This window comes from Burkholderia pulmonis, from assembly GCF_984667975.1.
Genome location: NZ_OZ480187.1, coordinates 1,805,718 through 1,822,804 on the forward strand (window position 1 = coordinate 1,805,718; position 17,087 = coordinate 1,822,804).

A 17,087-nucleotide genomic window follows, 5' to 3' on the forward strand; every position below is an offset into this window, starting at 1 on the left:
CCGGTTACGCGGACAACGAACATGAAAGTGCTGATCGTCGAAGACGAACCGAAAGTCGTCGAATACCTGAAGAGCGGCCTGACCGAGGAAGGCTGGGTCGTCGACACCGCGCTCGACGGCGAGGACGGCGCATGGAAGGCCGTCGAATTCGACTACGACGTGGTCGTGCTCGACGTGATGCTGCCGAAGCTCGACGGCTTCGGCGTGCTGCGCGCGTTGCGCGCGCAGAAGCAGACGCCCGTCATCATGCTGACCGCGCGCGACCGCGTCGACGATCGCGTGCGCGGGCTGCGCGGCGGCGCCGACGATTACCTGACCAAGCCCTTCTCGTTCCTCGAACTGATCGAACGGCTGCGTGCGCTCACGCGCCGTGCACGCGTGCAGGAATCGACGCTGATCTCGATCGGCGACCTGCGCGTCGACCTGATCGGCCGCCGCGCGACCCGCGACGGCACGCGGCTCGACCTGACCGCGCAGGAATTCCAGCTGCTCGGCGTACTCGCGCGGCGCAGCGGCGAAGTGCTGTCGAAGACGACGATCGCCGAACTCGTATGGGACGTGAACTTCGACAGCAACGCGAACGTTGTCGAAACGGCGATCAAGCGCCTGCGCGCGAAACTCGACGGCCCGTTCGCGGACAAGCTGCTGCACACGATCCGCGGGATGGGCTACGTGCTCGAGGCGCGCGAGGACGGCGACACGGAGCGGCGGGCATGAAACGCTCGATCATCCTGCGGCTCTCGGCGATGTTCGGCATCGTGTCGCTGCTCGTGTTCACGCTGGTCGGCTGCGGGCTGTTCGTGATGATGGAGCGGCAGCTGTTCGCCGAGCTGCGCGCGACGATCGACACGCGCGCGAAGGTCGCCGAGATGATCGTGTCGCACGCGACCACGGCCGCGCGCGGCCGCCTGATGCAGGAAAAACTCGCCGATCTCGAACCGCCCGACGGCTCGACGCACTACCAGGTCGTCAGCCCCGATGCGAACTTCCGCTTCGGCAGCCCGGTCAACGGCGTACCGGTCGACCCGCCGAACAGCGCATTCCAGCGCTACGCGCTCAACGACAGCAGCTACGACGTGATGACGAAGACCGTCGCCGTGGCCGGCGCCGGCGAGCGGCCGGCGCTGCAACTGGTCGTCGCGACGTCGTGCGAGCGCACGCAGCGGATGCTGCGCCGCTTCGGGTGGACGCTCGCCGCGCTGATCGCGACGGCCACCGTCATCACGCTGCTGTTGAGCCGTGCGGTCGCCCGCTTCGGGCTCGCACCGCTCGACCGGCTGTCGCAGGACGCGGCGAGCGTCAGCGCGACCAACCGCAGCCAGCGGCTGCAGACCGACGCGCTGCCGACCGAGCTGCGCGATCTCGCCACGTCGTTCAACGGTGCGCTCGAACGCATCCAGCAGACCTACGCGCGGCTCGAAGCGTTCAATGCGGACGTCGCGCACGAGTTGCGCACGCCGATCAGCATCCTGATCGGCCAGACCCAGGTCGCGCTGACGAGCCGCGACCGCTCGGTCGACCGGATGCGCCAGACGCTGCAGTCGAACCTCGAGGAATTCGAGCGGCTGCGCGTGATCATCAACGACATGCTGTTCCTGTCGCGCAGCGATCGCGGCGAACGCGCGACCGACCTGAAGGACGTGTCGCTCGCCGACGAGGTGCGACGCATGCTCGACTTCCTCGAAATCCCGCTCGACGAGGCGCAACTGCACGCCGAGCTGCACGGCGATGCGCGCGCGGCCGTCGATCCGTCGCTGTTCCGCCGTGCGATGACGAACCTGCTGATCAACGCGATCCAGCATTCGGCGCCCGGCGCGACGCTGAACGTGACGATCACGCGCCGCGACACGCTCGTCGAGATGGCCGTGTCGAACCCCGGCGAGCCGATCGACCCCGCCCGGCGCTCGCACGTGTTCGAGCGCTTCTACCGGCTCGAGGAGGCGCGCGCGAACAGCAAGGAAAACCACGGGCTCGGCCTGTCGATCGTCAAGGCCGTGGCCGAGATGCACGGCGGCGGCGTGTTCGTCGCGTGCTCGGGCGGCGTCAATACGTTCGGCTTCTCGGTATCGACGCAACCCTGTGCGGGCAGCCCGCTGCGCCCGGCCGACGCAGCCGGCCCGCACGAAGCGCCGGCTCACGCGCCGCGCGCACTGCACTGACGGCGGCCGCGCGCCGCCGAGGGCAGTTTTCTTCAATACGGGCCGAAACGGCTCCCGTAGTCTCGATGCGACTTCCGACATTTCGCATGGAGACTCCTGATGAGCATGCTGGTTTCGATGGCCGCGTTCGCGCTCGCCTCGTCCATTACCCCCGGTCCCGTCAACATCGTCGCGCTCAGCGCGGGCGCCCGCCACGGCCTCGGCGCAAGCCTGCGCTACGCGGCCGGCGCGACGCTCGGCTTCGTCGCGCTCTTTCTGCTGATCGGCCTCGGCCTGCACGCGGCGCTCGCGCGCTGGCCCGTGCTGACGACCGCCACGCAGTGGGCCGGAATCGCATTCCTCCTGTACATGGCGCTGCGGCTCGCGCTCGACGACGGCCGGCTGTCGGCCGATCCGGACGTGGCCGGCCCGTCGGCCGCGGCCGGCGCGGCGATGCAGTGGCTCAATCCGAAGGCGTGGCTCGCGTGCGTGGCCGCAATGGGCGCGTATGCGGCCGATGGCGACCGCGCGCAGGTCTGGCAATTCGCCGGGCTGTATCTGGTGATCTGTTTCGCGTCGATCGCCTGCTGGGCGTATGCGGGCGCGTCGCTGCGGCACCGGCTCGCGAACGCGCGCCGCATGCGTGTATTCAACCGGCTGATGGCGCTGCTGCTCGCGGGCAGCGCGCTGTTCCTGCTCGACGTGTAGCCGCCGCGCAGCTCAGCGCATCGCGCTGCGGTACTGGCCGGGCGTCGCGGCCGCGATCCGCCGGAATGCGCGCTGGAAATGCGCCTGGTCCGCAAAGCCGGCATCGAGTGCGACTTCGGCGATCGGCCGGCCGCGCCGCAGCTCGGTGCGGCCGTACTGTACGCGGCGATCGATCAGGAACGCATGCGGCGTCATTCCGTAACGCGCGTTGAACGCACGGATCAGGTACGACGGCGACAGGTCGGCCGCCGCGCAGATCGCATCGAGCGTCACGCCCTCGCGGCAGTGCGCGGCGATGTAGTCGGCCGCGCGCGCGAGTTTGGCGTTGTCGTCGCCGGGCCTCGGGTCGGGCAACTCGCGATCGAGCGCGCCGTGCAGCGCGGTGAAGAACTCGACCGCCGCGCTTTCCTTTCCAAGCGGATCGACGGCAGGCGACACGAGCGTGCGGTAGAAACCGGCAAATTGCGCGAACAGGTCGCCCCGCTCGGTCAATTTCGGCGAAAACCCGCGAAAATCGGCATTCGGATCGTGGCCCAGCGAATGCTGCAGCCGTGCGAGCCACGGCACGTCGACATAGACCATCCGGTACGCCCATGCATCGGGGCCGTACGGATTGCACGCATGCACCTGCTCCGGATCGATGATCACGAGCACGCCGCGCCCGACATGCTCGTTCGTCGCGCCGTTCACATAGGTGCTCGTGCCGCCTACGATCGCGCCCACCGAGAACGTGTCGTGCGTGTGCTTCGCGTAGCAGATCTCGCGTCCGTCATCGACGGTGCGCGCCTCGATGAACGGCAGCGCGGCATCGCGCCAGAACGGCGACGGGTCGATGGATCGGTTGGCGGTACGGCTCACGCGGCGGGCTCCCGGTTCGGACGGCGAACGCTCACCGTACAAGACTGTGCGCCGCCGCGCAACCGGATCACGGGACCGCCGGACCGCCGGCTTCGACGCCGGATCGCGCCGTTTCGCCTAAGCTTTGAGTTCCGGCCGCCGCGGCACGCGCGGCGGCTCCCGTTCATTCCTCTCCCGTCACGCTCATGCACATCGATCTGAAAGGCAAGACCGCGGTCGTCACCGCCTCCACCGCCGGTATCGGGCTCGCGATCGCCGAAGGGCTCGCGCGCGCCGGCGCACGCGTCGTCGTCAACGGCCGCAGCGACGCGTCGGTGCAGTCCGCGCTCGCGAAACTGCGCGACACCGTGCCCGGCGCAAGCTTCGACGGGGTCGCCGCCGACTTGTCCGATGCAGCCGGCGTCGCGCGCATCACGCAGCACACACCGGATGCCGACATCCTCGTCAACAACGCGGGCATCTACGGCCTGAAGGCGTTCTTCGACATCGACGATGCCGAATGGGAACACTATTTCCAGGTGAACGTGATGTCCGGCGTGCGGCTCGCGCGGCATTACCTGAAAGGGATGATCGAACGCAATGCCGGGCGCATCGTGTTCATTTCGTCGGAATCGGGCCTCAACATCCCGGTCGACATGATTCATTACGGGTTCACGAAAACCGCGCAGCTGTCGATCGCGCGCGGCCTCGCGAAGCTCGCGGCGGGCACGAACGTGACCGTCAACTCGGTGCTGCCGGGGCCGACGATGTCGGAAGGCGTACGTGCGATGCTGAAGGCGCAGGCCGACGAGACCGGCCGCAGCATCGACGACGTCGCGGTGGATTTCGTGCGCACCGAGCGGGCGACCTCGATCATCCAGCGGCCGGCCCTGCCCGAGGAAATCGCGAATCTGGTCGTGTATGTGTGTTCGCCGCTGGCTTCGGCCACGACGGGCGCCGCGCTGCGCGCCGACGGCGGCGTGCTCGACACGATCGCATGACGAACGGACGGCGCGTTGCGCAGGTGCGCCGCGCGCCGCCGCGCTAGCGCGATGCGGCCTTGCCCGGCTGGAGCGTGCCCTTGCGGTCGGCATCCATGCAGGAATCGAAGCCGTATCGCGTGACGACGCCGGCCTTGTCGAACACGACAAAGTAAGCGCGGTGATCGTTACCGTGCTCGATGAAGTAGTTGTAGCAGACGCCGCTGCCGTTGCGGACCATCCAGACGCTGCGCGGGTTGCCGGCGGCGCGGACGACATCGGCACGCGTCGCGCCATGCCGCGCCGCGGCCCGTGCGAGCGGCGTGCGCGAATACGAGAACGGCAGCCACGGGTCGAACCACGCGCAGCCGTGCAACATCAGGCAGCTGGCGGCCAGGGACAGCGTTGCCGCGGGACGGGACATCGGAATCAATCGCATGCTTGGGAAAATCTGCTGCGCCATGCCGGCGTGATCGAAAGCCCCATGCTACTAGACCTTTGGGTTCGGATCGAAAAGAAATGTAGAGATCCGTATACGAATCCATGGATTGCGGGCCACCGCGCAAGCCTGACCGTTACAGCCGGCGCCGGCGTTGCATGCGCATTGCTCGCGCTGCGTCGAACCATCGCATCGACGCAGCGGCACGCATCGTCACGCGATCCACTCGGCCCACAGCATCGTGAGCACCGTCATCAGCGCGGGGCCGACGAACAGCCCGATCAGGCCGAACGTCTCGGCGCCGCCGAGGATGCCGAACAGCACGAGCAGGAACGGCAGCCGCGCGGAACTGCCGATCAGCACCGGCCGCACGAAATGCTCGGCGATGAACACGACGATGAACCCGAGCACCGCCACCGCGACGGCCCACATCGTCGCGCCCTGCACGAACAGCCAGAGCGCCGCGCCACAGAACACGATCGGCGCGCAGAACGGCAGCATCGCGGCCACCGCCGTGACGAGCCCGAGCAGCGCCGCGTGCGGAACGCCCGCGAACGCGTAGGCGATGCCGAGCAGCGCGCCCTCGCCGAGCCCGACGACGACGAGCCCCGTCACCGTGCCGAACACGGCCGCGACCATGCGCTCGATCAGTTCCGCACCGTTGCGCCCGAACGCGCGTCGCGCCCCCTGCAACAATGCGCCCGATAATTTATGGCCGGCGCGCAGGATCACGAACAGCGTGACGAGCATGAACCCGAATTCGAGCAGCCCGTGCGCGAGCTTCGTGCCGAACTGCCGGCCGAACGCGATGAACTTCTCGCTGTTGACGCCGTGCATCGCGCTGGCCGCATGCAGCGGATGGCCGAGATTGGCCTGCCACCATTCGGTAATCTGCGCCGAGCCGTACGGCAAACGGCTGACCACGTCCGGCAACGGAATGCCGTTGTCCTGGATCGTGTGCAGCCACTCGCGCAGGTCATGCGCCTGCGCGATCGCCTGGCTGGCCGCAACGGCCACCGGCAGCACGACGAGCAGTGAAATCCCTGCCGTGATGACGGTCGCGATCAGCGTCGGCCGGTCGCGGAACAGCCGGTGCGATTCGAAGCGCTTCAGCAACGGCCACATCGCGATGGCGATCACGCAGGCCCAGGCAATGGCAGGCAGGAAATCGCGGATCACCCACAGCGCGAGCACCAGCAGCACCGCATACAGCGCGATGCGGGCGATCTGCTGTGCACGCGGCCGCGCGGCGGAATCGTGAGACGACGGGACATGTGCGCCCATGGCACCTCTGTTGAAATGAAAAAATGGCGGTTCGTCCAAGGCAACCTGCCCTGCACGAACCGCCATTCTATCCATCGGCGCCGGATCGGCGGCGCCACGCGCGATGCGCAGGCCGCCCCGGCGCTACGTCGACACACCCGCTCAGGCCACCTTGTCGGCGATCCGGTAGCGCTCGAGCCAGTGCGCGTACGGCGCAGGCAGCGTCCACGACGGACGCTCGACGCCGAGCTGCTTGGCCGCGTAGTACGGCCAGTGCGGATCGGCCAGATGCGCGCGGCCGACCATCACGAGATCGAGCTGTTCTTCGGCAACCACGCGATTCGCCAGTTGCGGCGTGTCGATCCCCCATGCGGACGACACCGGCAGCCCGGCCTCGCGGCGCACGCGCTCGGCGATCGGCGCGAGGAACGCCGGGCCCCACGGAATCTGGGCGGTGGGCGTCGAGAAGCCGACCGACACGCTCAACATGTCGAGCCCGGCCTGTTTCATCCGCTGCGTGAGCGCGATCGATTCCGCGAGCGTTTCTTCGTCGCGGCCGTCGTATTCGATCACGCCGAGACGCGCGGTCAGCGGCAGATGCTCCGGCCAGACCTTGCGGACGGCCGCGAGCGTGTCGACCAGGAAGCGGCCGCGGTTGTCGGCCGAACCGCCGTATTCGTCGGTGCGCTGGTTCGAATGCACGGAGAAGAAGCTCTGGCCGAGATAGCCGTGGGCGAAGTGCAGTTCGAGCCATTCGAAGCCGAGGTCGCGCGCACGCTTCGCCGATGCGACGAAATCGGCCTGCACGCGGGCGATGTCGTCGTGCGTCATTTCACGCGGCACCTTCGGCAGGTGCGCGCCGAACGGCACGGCCGACGGCGCGATGGTCGGCCAGCCGTGCGGATCGCCGTCGGCGATATGGTCGTCGCCTTCCCACGGACGGTTCGCGCTCGCCTTGCGGCCCGCGTGCGCGATCTGGATGCCGGGCACCGAGCCGGCCGCCTTGATCGCCGCGACCGACGGCGCGAACGCTTCGGCCTGCGCATCGTTCCACAACCCGGCGCAGCCGGGCGTGATGCGCCCTTCCGGCGACACGGCCGTCGCCTCGGCGATCACGAGGCCCGCGCCGCCGCGTGCGATGCTCGCCAGATGCACGTGATGCCAGTCGTTGACGACGCCGTCTTCGGCGACGTACTGGCACATCGGCGGCACCGCGATGCGGTTGCGCAGCGTGACATCCTTGAGTTTGAACGGTTCGAACAGGGCAGACATCCACGACTCCTTTGCTTGGTTCTGCAAAACGACTGGAAATGCGCCGCGCGGTGCGCGCGGCACAACGATTCGGGCCGTCGGCGGGTCGGCTGCGCCCGGCGACGGAGAGGAAACGGCGCCGGCCCGGCCGGCGCCATGCGGTTACTGACGGCCGAGCTTCGCGAGCAGCGCCTCGGCGGCAGGCTCGGAGGACGCGGGGTTCTGCCCCGTGATCAGCAGCCCGTCGGTGACGACGTGCGGCGCCCAGTCGGCGCTGCGCTCGAACTCCGCACCGTTGGTCTTCAGCATGTCCTCGACGAGGAACGGCACGATTTCGGTCAGTTCGACGGCCGCTTCCTCGCTGTTGGTGAAGCCCGTCGCGCGCTTGCCGCGCACGACCGACTCGCCGGTCTTCGGGTTCTTCACGTGGCGCAGCACGCCCGGCGCGTGGCAGACGGCCGCGACCGGCTTGCCGGCCGCGAGCGCCCGCTCGATCAGGCCGATCGAATGCAGATCCTCGGCGAGATCCCACAGCGGGCCGTGGCCGCCCGGGTAGAACACCGCGTCGTAGTCGTCCACCGATACGTCGGTCAGCTTGTGCGTCGACGCGAGCTCGGCCTTGGCCGCCGCGTCGGCTTCGAAGCGGCGCGTGGCATCGGTCTGCGCGGCCGGATCGCTGCTTTTCGGGTCGAGCGGCGGCTGGCCGCCCTTCGGCGACGCGAGCGTCAGCTCGACACCCGCATCCTTGAACGTGTAGTACGGCGCGGCCAGTTCCTCGAGCCAGAAGCCGGTCTTCTTGCCGGTGTCGCCGAGCGTGTCGTGCGAGGTCAGGACAACCAGAATCTTCATGATCGGACACTCCTTCGAAATAGGGAACGGGTGGCGCGACGCGCCGCGGCCTGCATCGAGCACGCGGCGTGCCGGATACGGCGCGCCTGCCGGTTAGTCTGCTTGCGCGCGCCGACGTGCCCGGAAATTTTCACCCGTCTATTAGACCAGTCGTCTAGATACCGGGATAAAAAGGACGCGCGTCGGCGTCCCTTCGGTGAACCATCGCCGGCGTACCATCAGCATCCCGGCCGCGTGTGGCAGTTTCGCGTCCGGGTGACGAATGCCGTCGTATTCGTCGGAGCGGATGATATCCCCGGATTAGACCGGTCGTCTAGTAAACGTAAATTCGACCCTGACATCCGCATGGGTTTCGCGGCATGGCTCCGGGGGTCGCGCCTTCACCGACAACGAACGCCGGACTCCGCCACGCCCGGAAGCGCCCTACACCACCGTCGCAGACGCCGGCTTCCGGTATGCTAATCAGCACAAAATCACACCAATCAAGGTAACCACTGCGATGGACATCGCGATCCGCATCGAAGGCCGTCACGACCTGGCGGGGCAAATCTTCCGGCAATTGCGCACCGCGATCGTCGACGGGCGCCTCGCAGGCGGTGCGCGGCTGCCGTCGACGCGTGACCTCGCCAAACAGCTCGGCGTATCGCGCAAGACGACGCTCGACGCGTTCGAGCGCCTCGTCGCCGAGGGTTACCTGAAGACGCGTGCGGGCGACGGCACGTTCGTCGCCGACGGCCTCGCGCGCGTGCCGCACGCCGCGGCAATGTCGGCGCCGTCGATCGTCGAGCACACGCCGCGCATCGACGCGGTCGACGCACGCGCACTGTGGAACGACCTGCCCGACGCGCTCTCGATGCCCGCACCGCAGGACTCGCCCGGCTTCGACTTTCGCGGCGGCGTAACCGACAAGGCGCTGTTCCCGTTCGACGCGTGGCGGCGCTGCCTGCATCACGGGCTGCGCCAGCAGGCGCGCGGCCCCGCCCAGTACCACGATCCGGCCGGCGATCCGCAGTTGCGCGGTGCGATCGCGCGCTATGTCGCGTTCAGTCGTGCGGTCGCCTGCAGCTGGGACGACGTGCTCGTCACGCAAGGCGCGCAACAGGCGCTCGACCTGCTTGCGCGTGTCGTCGTGCGGCCCGGCGACGTCGTCGCGGTCGAGGATCCCGGTTATCCGCCTGCGCGCGCCGTGTTCGCATCGCTCGGCGCGACGGTGATCGGCGTGCCGGTCGACGCGCACGGCATCGTCACCGAACGGCTGCCCGACGATGCGCGCCTCGTCTACGTGACGCCGTCGCACCAGTTCCCGCTCGGCATGCCGATGACGCTCGATCGCCGCGTCGCACTGCTCGAATGGGCGCAGCGCCGCCGCGCGGTGATCATCGAGGACGATTACGACGGCGAATTCCGCTTCGAAGGCCGGCCGGTCGAATCGCTGAAGAGCCTCGACCGCACGGGCCTCGTCGCGTACGTCGGCACGTTCTCGAAGACGATCTTTCCCGAACTGCGGATCGGCTACACGATTCCGCCGCGTGCGCTGCGCGGCGCGCTGGCCAAGGCGAAGCAGATCGTCGACTGGCACACCTGCACGCTGACGCAGGCGGCGCTCGCGCGCTTCATGCTCGAAGGCGATTTCGCACGGCACCTGAAGCGCGCGCAGAAACACTACGACGCGCGCCGCAAGATGCTGATCGCGCACCTGCGCGGCGAACTCGCGCCGTGGTTCGACGCGATCGTGCCGACCGCCGGCATCCACCTCGCCGCGTACCTGAAGCCGGGGCTCGACGAAGCAGCGCTGGTCCGGGCAGCCCGTGCGCAGGACATCGGCCTGTACGGAATCTCGGCGTTCAATGTCGGCGTGCCGGTTCGCGCGGGGCTGCTGTTCGGCTATGGCGGCATCGACGCGTTGCGCATCGATACGGCGCTCGCGAAGCTGGCCGGAATGCTGGGTTCGGGCGTAGCCGGCGTACCGACACTGGTTACCTGAATTTCCACAAAATTGGATATTCAAGCGGGCCAGTCCGCATCTTAAAGTGGGTCCTGTCGCGCCACCCGGCGCACCCACCGAAAAAGGACCTGCCATGCAACCGCGCCTGAACTTCTATGCCGCCAGCCCGAATGCGATCAAGGTAATGCGCAACGCCGAGGAATTCCTCGCGAAAAGCTCGATCGAGAAGCCGCTCGCCGAACTCGTCCGCCTGCGCGCGTCGCAGATCAACGGCTGCGCGTTCTGCGTCGACATGCACACGACCGACGCGCGCAAGGGCGGCGAAACCGACCGCCGCCTCGCGACCGTCGTCACGTGGCGCGAAACGCCGTTCTTCACCGAACGCGAACGCGCGGCGCTGGAGTGGACCGAGGCACTGACGCTGGTGGCCAGCAACCACGTGCCCGACGCCGTCTGGGAAGCCGTGAAGCCGCATTTCACCGACGAGGAACTGTTCGACCTGTCGATGCTGATCGCGACGATCAATTCGTGGAACCGCTTCGCGATCGCGTTCCGCAAGATGCCCGAGTAAGGAGGCGACGATGGTTCGCTCCCTGCTCCGTCTCGGCACGTCTTGCACGTGATTCGCGCAGAAATGAAAAAACCGGCCCGAAGGCCGGCTTTTTCATACCGCATGCCGTAAGCGGCGCTCGCGCGCCGCGCGACATCAGAAGCGGTGGATCATGCCGACGCCGAGGCCGATCTGGTTCTGCTTCGAACCTGCGCCCACGCCGTCGCCGATCGACGTCGTTGCAGCGATGATGCCACCCGTCGGGGTCAGCGTGTTGCCGCTCGAGTGCTGGTAAGCCTCAACTGCGTACAGGCCCGTGCGCTTCGACAGGCTGTAGTACTGCGACAGCGTGACCTGATGGTACTTGGCCGAGCTCGTGATGCCGTTCGACTGCGTTGCCGCCGTGTACGAGTAGCCCGCTGCGAAATCCCACTGAGCCGCCGCCTTCCAGTGCAGCACGGCGCCTGCCGTGTTGAAGATCGCCGTGTTCCGGAAGCCCGAACCCGTGCCCGGAATGTACTGAACGTTCGAGTACGACGCCGAAATGTCCCACGACGGCGTGAACTGGTAGCCCGCCGTCACGGCCAGGCGCTGTTGCGACTGCGCGAACTGGTAGCCGTTGTTGATCGACGACACCGCCGGCTCGACGCCGTTGGTACCCGTCGCGTTCAGCCCGTTCTGGACCGTCGAGTTCGCGCCCCACGCGCCGCCGCCGAGCGTCGAGTTGTTGACCTTCTGGTAGCCGACCGCGATGCCTGCCGGGCCGTTCAGGTACTGGATCGCCGCGCTCCACGTCGAGCCGCGGTTCGTCGCGCCTGCGACGCCGCCGAACGAGTACGAACCGCCGACCGTGAAGCCGTAGAACTTCGGCGACATGTAGACGAGCGAGTTGTTCGCGCGGTAGCTGGTATCCAGCGAATCGATATCGCCCGGGTGCGCGCCGTAATAGCCGGTCAGCCAGGTCGTCGGGCTGTACGGCGACAGCAGCGTGTAGTACGCGGTGTACTGGCGGCCGGCCGTCAGCGTACCGTACGCGTTGTTGGTCAGGCCAACCCACGCCTGACGCGTGAAGATGCCGTTGGTCCACTGCGACGAGCCGTTAGCCGTGTTGACGCCGGCTTCCAACTGGAAAATCGCCTTCGTGCCGCCGCCGAGATCTTCGCTGCCCTTCAGGCCGAAGCGGCTGCCTGCCCACACGCCGGTGGACATCTGCACTTTCGAGTGACCACCCGTGGTCGCGCCGGTGGCCGACGAGTTGTTCTGGTATGCCAGACCGTTGTCGACGATACCGTACAGGGTCACGCTGCTCTGGGCGTGGGCGGCGGTAGCGGCTGCAAGGCCCACTGCCGTCATGGCGAAAGCGACGCGCTTTTTCATTGATTCTCCGTCCTCAAAGAATGTTTCTTTTCTGGTGTGGTTTTATGACTGACACATGTGCGAGTACATGCCGACGCGATTCTGACGGATTACCAATTGTTTCCCAACATGTGCAGTCGGTCATCGTATGATCGACGCAACGCGCGGGTTCACCAAGCGGTTACGTAACACCTTGAAACGCTTGCGCAGCGGGCCTTTCCGGCATTTCCCGGTGAAAACCCTAGCTTTACATTTTTACTGGTGCAACGCGACTGTCCGATGTCGTCAGACGCCTTCGGCAAAAAATCATCTTACAAATGCGCGATCGCAGCTGACGCCGCGATTCACGCCGCCGCGCAGGATCGCTGACATTCATGACACCCACATTTCGGGAAGCGAAATCATGAAAACGTTTCAGTCGGCGGGCGGGAGATCGGAAGGAAACGGCCCGGCGAACGCGGGCCGAGATGCGTTGCCGGCGCGACGCGCCGGCAACGTTCAGCGCGATGCCGGGCGGGCGAGCCGCGCGGCCACCGCATCGGCGAGTGTGGCCATGCGCGCCCGGATCGCCGCGTTCGAGCCGACCAGCGCGAGCGACGATGCCATGATCCGGTAGATGCGCTTGCGCGGCACCTTGGCCGGCTTCGCCGGGTCGAGCCACGCATCGTGGCCGGCCAGCAGTTCGAGCGTTTCGAGGCCGATCATGATCGGCCACAGGCACGCGAGCCGCAGCCGCACGAAACGGCGCGGAATCGCGAGCGTATACAGGCATGCGTCGCGATACTGGTCGAGCGTCACGCGCAGCAGGTCGTCCAGCACGACACGCGCGCGCGCCGACGCTCCCGGTTGCATCAGGTCGGCCACGCTAAGTCCGTGCGCGCCCAATACGTCGTCCGGCAGATAGCAGCGACCGATGCGCAGGTCCTTCGCGCAATCGCGCAGGATGTTGGTCATCTGCAGCGCCTTGCCGAAACGGATGCCCTTCTCGCGCATGTCCGCCAGATCCCAGTGGCGCGCGGCGCGCGTGTGCGCGACCGTCATGTCGGTCCAGAACTCGCCAACGCAGCCGGCCACGAGGTACGTGTAACGATCGAGCACATCGCCCGTCGGCAGCGACGCGACCTGCCCCGACTGCTCGTCCGGGAACGTGCGCAGGTCGAATTCCATCCCCGACGTAAGCGTCGCGACGACCTTGCGGATCGACGCGCGGTCCGCGTCGGGCTGCGCGCGCAGCAGCGCGAGCATCGGCTCCATCGAACCAAGCAGCACGTGCTCGTGCGAATCGGTCTGCATCCGCGTCACGTCCTCGAGCGAACGCGACAGCGCCGCGCCGTCGCCGAGCCGCTCGATGTCGTCACGCAGGTCGGTCAGCAGCGCCGCCCGTCGATCGGGCGCGACGAGCGCGGTATCGGCGATCGTGTCGGCCGCGCGCGCGAGCAGGTACGCAAGGCCGACCGGGTCGCGCATGCCGTCGGGCAGCACACGCAGCGTCAGGTAGAAGGAGCGGGAAACGTTCTTCAGCAGGTCGCCGAGCAGAAAGGCGGAATCGGTTCGAGTCGTCATGGGTCGGGAAAAATCGGCCGGCGCGGGCCCCGGACGCACGCGGGCGCCGGGCGCCCGCGCCGGCCGCGAGTCGCCGCATCGTCGTGCCAGGCGTGCGTCTGGCCCCGGCGCGGCGATGCAAAAGTCCCGCAAGTTTAGTGCATCCGGCGTGCGGCCTGCCTGCGACGGCCGGCGTGCGGTGCACGCGAGACCGCCGCCGATGCCCTTCCCGCACGCATCGCGCCCTCAAAGAACACAATGGAAAGGCACAAGTAATACATATGTAATTATTCGGTGCGACGATCGCGCACCGTTCGATTCCGCGCGGCGCGGCGCCACCGCCGTGCTGCCGGAGCGACCGCCCTTTTCCGACTCCCGTTTCGAAGGTTCATCGACATGCTCTTCAAGCGCCCGACCTCCCTGCGCTACGTCCCGCTCGCCTGCGCCGCCGCGTTCCTGCTCGCCGCGTGCGGCAGCGACGACGACCTGGCGTCCGATCCCACGCAGCCGATTTCCGCGAAGGTCCAGGTGGTCGGCCATCGCGGCGCAAGCGCGCTGCGCCCCGAACACACGCTCGCGTCGTACCGCAAGGCGATCGAGGACGGCGCGGACGTGATCGAGCCCGACCTCGTGTCGACCAGCGACGGCGTGCTCGTCGCGCGCCACGAGAACGAAATCTCGGGTACGACGAACGTGTCGGCACTGCCGCAGTTCGCGAGCCGCAAGGCGACCAAGACGATCGACGGCGCGCAGCTGACCGGCTGGTTCACCGAGGATTTCACGCTGGCCGAGCTGAAGACGCTGCGGGCGCGCGAACGCATTCCGCAGGTCCGCCCCGCGAACACCGCGTACAACGACCAGTTCGAGATCCCGACGTTCGACGAGATCGTCGCGCTCGCGAAGCAGATGTCCGCGCAGACCGGCCGCACGATCCACCTGTATCCGGAAACCAAGCACCCGACCTACTTCCAGTCGATCAACCTGCCGCTCGAGGACCGTCTCGTCGACGCGCTGTTGAAGGATACGTACACGTCGCGCACGGCGACCGTCTACATCCAGTCGTTCGAAGTCGCGAACCTGAAGACGATCCGCAACCGGATCAGGTCGAGCCAGCCGAACTGGAAGCTCGTGCAGTTGATGGACGAAGCCGGCCAGCGTCCGTACGACTTCGTGAAGGCGAACGACAAGCGCACCTACGGCGACCTGTCGACGCGCGACGGCATGCGCGAGATCGCGACCTATGCGAACGGCGTCGGCCCTTACAAGACGTCGATCATCGCGGTTGCCGCGGACGGCACGCTGCAGCAGCCGACGCCGTACGTGCGCTATGCGCACGAGGCCGGCCTCGTCGTCCATCCGTACACGTTCCGCCCGGAGAACAACTTCCTGCCCGCGTCGCTGAAGGACAGCGGCACGCCGGCCGCGCGCAACACGGCCGGCTCGGTGCGCGAGATCCAGGCCTACCTGCGCGCAGGCATCGACGGCTTCTTCACCGACGATCCGGCCGTCGGCCGCACGGCCGTCGATACGTTCAAGCGCTGACCCGCACGCCGACCGGGCGCGGCGCACGACGCACGCGCCGCACCCGGTTGCACCGTAGCGGTCAGATCACGTTGAAGTGGTGCGTGCCGTCCCGCTTCAACTGGTCGACCAGCCCGTATTCCCAGTCGAGATACGCCTGCATCGCGGCCGCCGCGTTGTCGGTGCCTTCGTACGGGCGGCGGTAGCGGTCGACGCGCGGCGATGCGAGGTGCGTCTCGCCGCTTTCGAGCGGCAGCCCGGCGTCGATCCACGCGGCCGTACCGCCGGTCAGCACCGAAATGTCGGCCGACGCCGGCAGCAGCGCGCGCGCATCGTCCGCCGCGAACCGCGCCAGCAGGCTCGATCCGCACGTGAATACATAGCGCTTCGCGGGCGGGATCGCAGCAAGCGCATCGCGCAACTGCGCACGCACGACGAACCACGCGCCTGGAATATGGCGCTTCACGTAATTCGCGCTGACCGTCACGTCGACGATCGCGAGTTCGCCGGGCGCCGCTTCCTTCAGCCAGCCCGCGAGCGTCGCGGGCGACACGTCGGTCGCAGGCGGCGTTGCCGGCACGTCGCGCGGCGGCTGGCCGCGTTCGCCGAACGCCGCCGCACCGGCCGGCTCGACGACGCGGACGTCCCAGCCCATCTGCGCGAGCCACGATGCGGTCATGTCGGCGCGCACGCCGTCGTCGTCCGCCAGCACGATCCGTGCACCGCGCACGGCCGCGTGATGGTCGGTCTCCTGCACGAGCTGGCCGCCCGGCGTGCTCAGGAAGCCCGGCAGGTGGCCGGCTTCATATTCCTCCGGCGTGCGTACGTCGAAGCGGTACAGCGTGCGGCCCGGCTCGTCGAGCGCGGCGACGTCGGCCAGCGCGATGCGCGGCACGCCGGCACGTTCGGCCACCGCGCGTGCAGCCTGGCGCGCGTCGGCGCGCTGCGTCGCATCGATCTCGTCCGGAAAACGGCGCGCGGCGCCGCGCTCGAGCGTCTGGCCCGCGAGCGTCCAGCCGATCGTGCCGTTGCGCAGCGCCGCGACCGGGTTCGGCAGCCCCGCGTTGACGAGCGACTGCGTGCCGATGATGCTGCGCGTGCGGCCCGCGCAATTGACGACCACCTGCGTGCGCGGATCCGGCGCGAGCGCGCGCACGCGCAGCACGAGTTCCGCACCCGGCACGCTCGTCGACGTCGGGATGTTCATCGTCTGGTATTCGTCGAACCGGCGCGCGTCGACGATCACGACATCGGCCTTCGCGTCGATCAGCGCGTGGACTTCCTGCGCGGACAGCGACGGCGTATGGCGCTCGGCCTCGACCCATTCGCCGAACGACTTGCTCGGCACGTTCACGTCGATGAACAGTTCGCCACCGGCCGCCAGCCAGCCGGCGAGGCCACCGTCGAGCAGCCGAACGTCGGTGTAACCGAGCTGTGCAAGCTTCGCGGCCGCGCGCGGCGCGAGATCCTCGCCGCCCGCTTCGCCGAACACGACGATCGGCGTGTCGCGACGCGGAATCCGCGTCCACGCATCGAGTTCGAGCTTCGACAACGGAAAGTTGGCGGCCCACAGCGGATGGCCCTGCGCGTACGGATCTTCCTCGCGTACGTCGATCAGCGCGAGCTCGTCGCGGGCCAGCAGGCGCGCGCGTACATCCTGGTACGACGCGACGGGAAAGCGGGTATTGGAATCGGCGGATTGCGTCAC

Annotated in this window: 15 protein-coding genes; 7 read left to right on the forward strand and 8 right to left on the reverse strand. The window is 67.8% G+C overall.

Translation table 11 applies throughout. From position 1 onward, the window contains the following. Window positions 1-21: 21 nt before the first annotated feature. The 3 genes from AC5LXK_RS24855 (at window position 22) to AC5LXK_RS24865 (ending at window position 2,846) form a co-directional block, all read left to right on the forward strand. The gene (locus tag AC5LXK_RS24855) at window positions 22-717 is read left to right on the forward strand and encodes a heavy metal response regulator transcription factor (RefSeq protein WP_009688307.1); all 696 of its coding nucleotides are present in this window, start codon (window positions 22-24) and stop codon (window positions 715-717) included. After that, the gene (locus tag AC5LXK_RS24860; RefSeq protein ID WP_493391340.1) at window positions 714-2,159 is read left to right on the forward strand and encodes a heavy metal sensor histidine kinase; all 1,446 of its coding nucleotides are present in this window, start codon (window positions 714-716) and stop codon (window positions 2,157-2,159) included. Before AC5LXK_RS24855 ends, AC5LXK_RS24860 begins: the two co-directional genes overlap by 4 nt. Window positions 2,160-2,258: 99 nt before the next feature. After that, complete coding sequence (locus AC5LXK_RS24865) at window positions 2,259-2,846, forward strand: LysE family translocator (protein ID WP_493391341.1); 588 nt, start codon at window positions 2,259-2,261, stop codon at window positions 2,844-2,846. Between the two features lie 12 nt (window positions 2,847-2,858). On the opposite strand, the gene AC5LXK_RS24870 is transcribed toward AC5LXK_RS24865, so the two are convergent. Then, a complete protein-coding gene (locus AC5LXK_RS24870; RefSeq protein ID WP_493391342.1) occupies window positions 2,859-3,704 on the reverse strand; it encodes an AraC family transcriptional regulator in 846 nt (281 codons plus the stop codon). Window positions 3,705-3,889: 185 nt separating this feature from the next. Here AC5LXK_RS24870 and AC5LXK_RS24875 point away from each other — a divergent pair, with 185 nt between their 5' ends. Then, a complete protein-coding gene (locus AC5LXK_RS24875) occupies window positions 3,890-4,684 on the forward strand; it encodes an SDR family NAD(P)-dependent oxidoreductase (protein WP_493391343.1) in 795 nt (264 codons plus the stop codon). A gap of 43 nt (window positions 4,685-4,727) precedes the next feature. On the opposite strand, the gene AC5LXK_RS24880 is transcribed toward AC5LXK_RS24875, so the two are convergent. From AC5LXK_RS24880 to AC5LXK_RS24895, 4 genes are all read right to left on the reverse strand, one after another. Beyond that, window positions 4,728-5,102, reverse strand: coding sequence for a hypothetical protein (locus AC5LXK_RS24880; protein WP_493391344.1), 375 nt, complete (start codon window positions 5,100-5,102; stop codon window positions 4,728-4,730). Between the two features lie 213 nt (window positions 5,103-5,315). After that, window positions 5,316-6,386, reverse strand: coding sequence for an AI-2E family transporter (locus AC5LXK_RS24885; RefSeq protein ID WP_493391345.1), 1,071 nt, complete (start codon window positions 6,384-6,386; stop codon window positions 5,316-5,318). 141 nt (window positions 6,387-6,527) lie between these two features. After that, a complete protein-coding gene (locus AC5LXK_RS24890) occupies window positions 6,528-7,637 on the reverse strand; it encodes an NADH:flavin oxidoreductase/NADH oxidase (protein WP_493391346.1) in 1,110 nt (369 codons plus the stop codon). A 141-nt stretch (window positions 7,638-7,778) separates the two neighbouring features. Further along, the gene (locus tag AC5LXK_RS24895; protein WP_493391347.1) at window positions 7,779-8,465 is read right to left on the reverse strand and encodes a type 1 glutamine amidotransferase domain-containing protein; all 687 of its coding nucleotides are present in this window, start codon (window positions 8,463-8,465) and stop codon (window positions 7,779-7,781) included. A 499-nt stretch (window positions 8,466-8,964) separates the two neighbouring features. On the opposite strand from AC5LXK_RS24895, the gene pdxR reads away from it, so the two are divergent. Both pdxR and AC5LXK_RS24905 read left to right on the forward strand, forming a co-directional pair. Next, the gene (gene pdxR, locus AC5LXK_RS24900) at window positions 8,965-10,449 is read left to right on the forward strand and encodes a MocR-like pyridoxine biosynthesis transcription factor PdxR (RefSeq protein ID WP_493391348.1); all 1,485 of its coding nucleotides are present in this window, start codon (window positions 8,965-8,967) and stop codon (window positions 10,447-10,449) included. A gap of 94 nt (window positions 10,450-10,543) precedes the next feature. After that, on the forward strand, window positions 10,544-10,981 hold the full coding sequence (locus AC5LXK_RS24905) for a carboxymuconolactone decarboxylase family protein (protein WP_006479143.1): 438 nt from the start codon (window positions 10,544-10,546) through the stop codon (window positions 10,979-10,981). A 135-nt stretch (window positions 10,982-11,116) separates the two neighbouring features. Here AC5LXK_RS24905 and AC5LXK_RS24910 read toward each other — a convergent pair whose 3' ends face one another. Together AC5LXK_RS24910 and AC5LXK_RS24915 are read right to left on the reverse strand one after the other, a co-directional pair. Further along, on the reverse strand, window positions 11,117-12,337 hold the full coding sequence (locus AC5LXK_RS24910; RefSeq protein WP_493391349.1) for a porin: 1,221 nt from the start codon (window positions 12,335-12,337) through the stop codon (window positions 11,117-11,119). 477 nt (window positions 12,338-12,814) lie between these two features. Further along, complete coding sequence (locus tag AC5LXK_RS24915) at window positions 12,815-13,879, reverse strand: phytoene/squalene synthase family protein (RefSeq protein ID WP_493391350.1); 1,065 nt, start codon at window positions 13,877-13,879, stop codon at window positions 12,815-12,817. Window positions 13,880-14,254: 375 nt separating this feature from the next. Between AC5LXK_RS24915 and AC5LXK_RS24920 the strand changes: the two genes are divergently transcribed. Beyond that, window positions 14,255-15,400, forward strand: coding sequence for a glycerophosphodiester phosphodiesterase (locus AC5LXK_RS24920; RefSeq protein ID WP_493391351.1), 1,146 nt, complete (start codon window positions 14,255-14,257; stop codon window positions 15,398-15,400). Between the two features lie 61 nt (window positions 15,401-15,461). On the opposite strand, the gene AC5LXK_RS24925 is transcribed toward AC5LXK_RS24920, so the two are convergent. Further along, window positions 15,462-17,087 carry a rhodanese-related sulfurtransferase gene (locus AC5LXK_RS24925; protein WP_493391352.1) on the reverse strand — a complete coding sequence of 542 codons (1,626 nt, stop codon included), beginning with the start codon at window positions 17,085-17,087 and terminating at the stop codon, window positions 15,462-15,464.

Excerpts from the sequence above, each read along its gene's own strand:
- AC5LXK_RS24875 (WP_493391343.1), top strand. The coding sequence starts at position 3,890 with ATGCACATCGATCTGAAAGGCAAGACCGCGGTCGTCACCGCCTCCACC.
- AC5LXK_RS24910 (WP_493391349.1), bottom strand. The coding sequence starts at position 12,337 with ATGAAAAAGCGCGTCGCTTTCGCCATGACGGCAGTGGGCCTTGCAGCC.
- AC5LXK_RS24860 (WP_493391340.1), top strand. The coding sequence starts at position 714 with ATGAAACGCTCGATCATCCTGCGGCTCTCGGCGATGTTCGGCATCGTG.
- AC5LXK_RS24855 (WP_009688307.1), top strand. The coding sequence starts at position 22 with ATGAAAGTGCTGATCGTCGAAGACGAACCGAAAGTCGTCGAATACCTG.
- AC5LXK_RS24890 (WP_493391346.1), bottom strand. The coding sequence starts at position 7,637 with ATGTCTGCCCTGTTCGAACCGTTCAAACTCAAGGATGTCACGCTGCGC.
- AC5LXK_RS24865 (WP_493391341.1), top strand. The coding sequence starts at position 2,259 with ATGAGCATGCTGGTTTCGATGGCCGCGTTCGCGCTCGCCTCGTCCATT.
- AC5LXK_RS24915 (WP_493391350.1), bottom strand. The coding sequence starts at position 13,879 with ATGACGACTCGAACCGATTCCGCCTTTCTGCTCGGCGACCTGCTGAAG.
- AC5LXK_RS24905 (WP_006479143.1), top strand. The coding sequence starts at position 10,544 with ATGCAACCGCGCCTGAACTTCTATGCCGCCAGCCCGAATGCGATCAAG.
- AC5LXK_RS24920 (WP_493391351.1), top strand. The coding sequence starts at position 14,255 with ATGCTCTTCAAGCGCCCGACCTCCCTGCGCTACGTCCCGCTCGCCTGC.
- AC5LXK_RS24880 (WP_493391344.1), bottom strand. The coding sequence starts at position 5,102 with ATGCGATTGATTCCGATGTCCCGTCCCGCGGCAACGCTGTCCCTGGCC.
- pdxR (WP_493391348.1), top strand. The coding sequence starts at position 8,965 with ATGGACATCGCGATCCGCATCGAAGGCCGTCACGACCTGGCGGGGCAA.
- AC5LXK_RS24885 (WP_493391345.1), bottom strand. The coding sequence starts at position 6,386 with ATGGGCGCACATGTCCCGTCGTCTCACGATTCCGCCGCGCGGCCGCGT.
- AC5LXK_RS24895 (WP_493391347.1), bottom strand. The coding sequence starts at position 8,465 with ATGAAGATTCTGGTTGTCCTGACCTCGCACGACACGCTCGGCGACACC.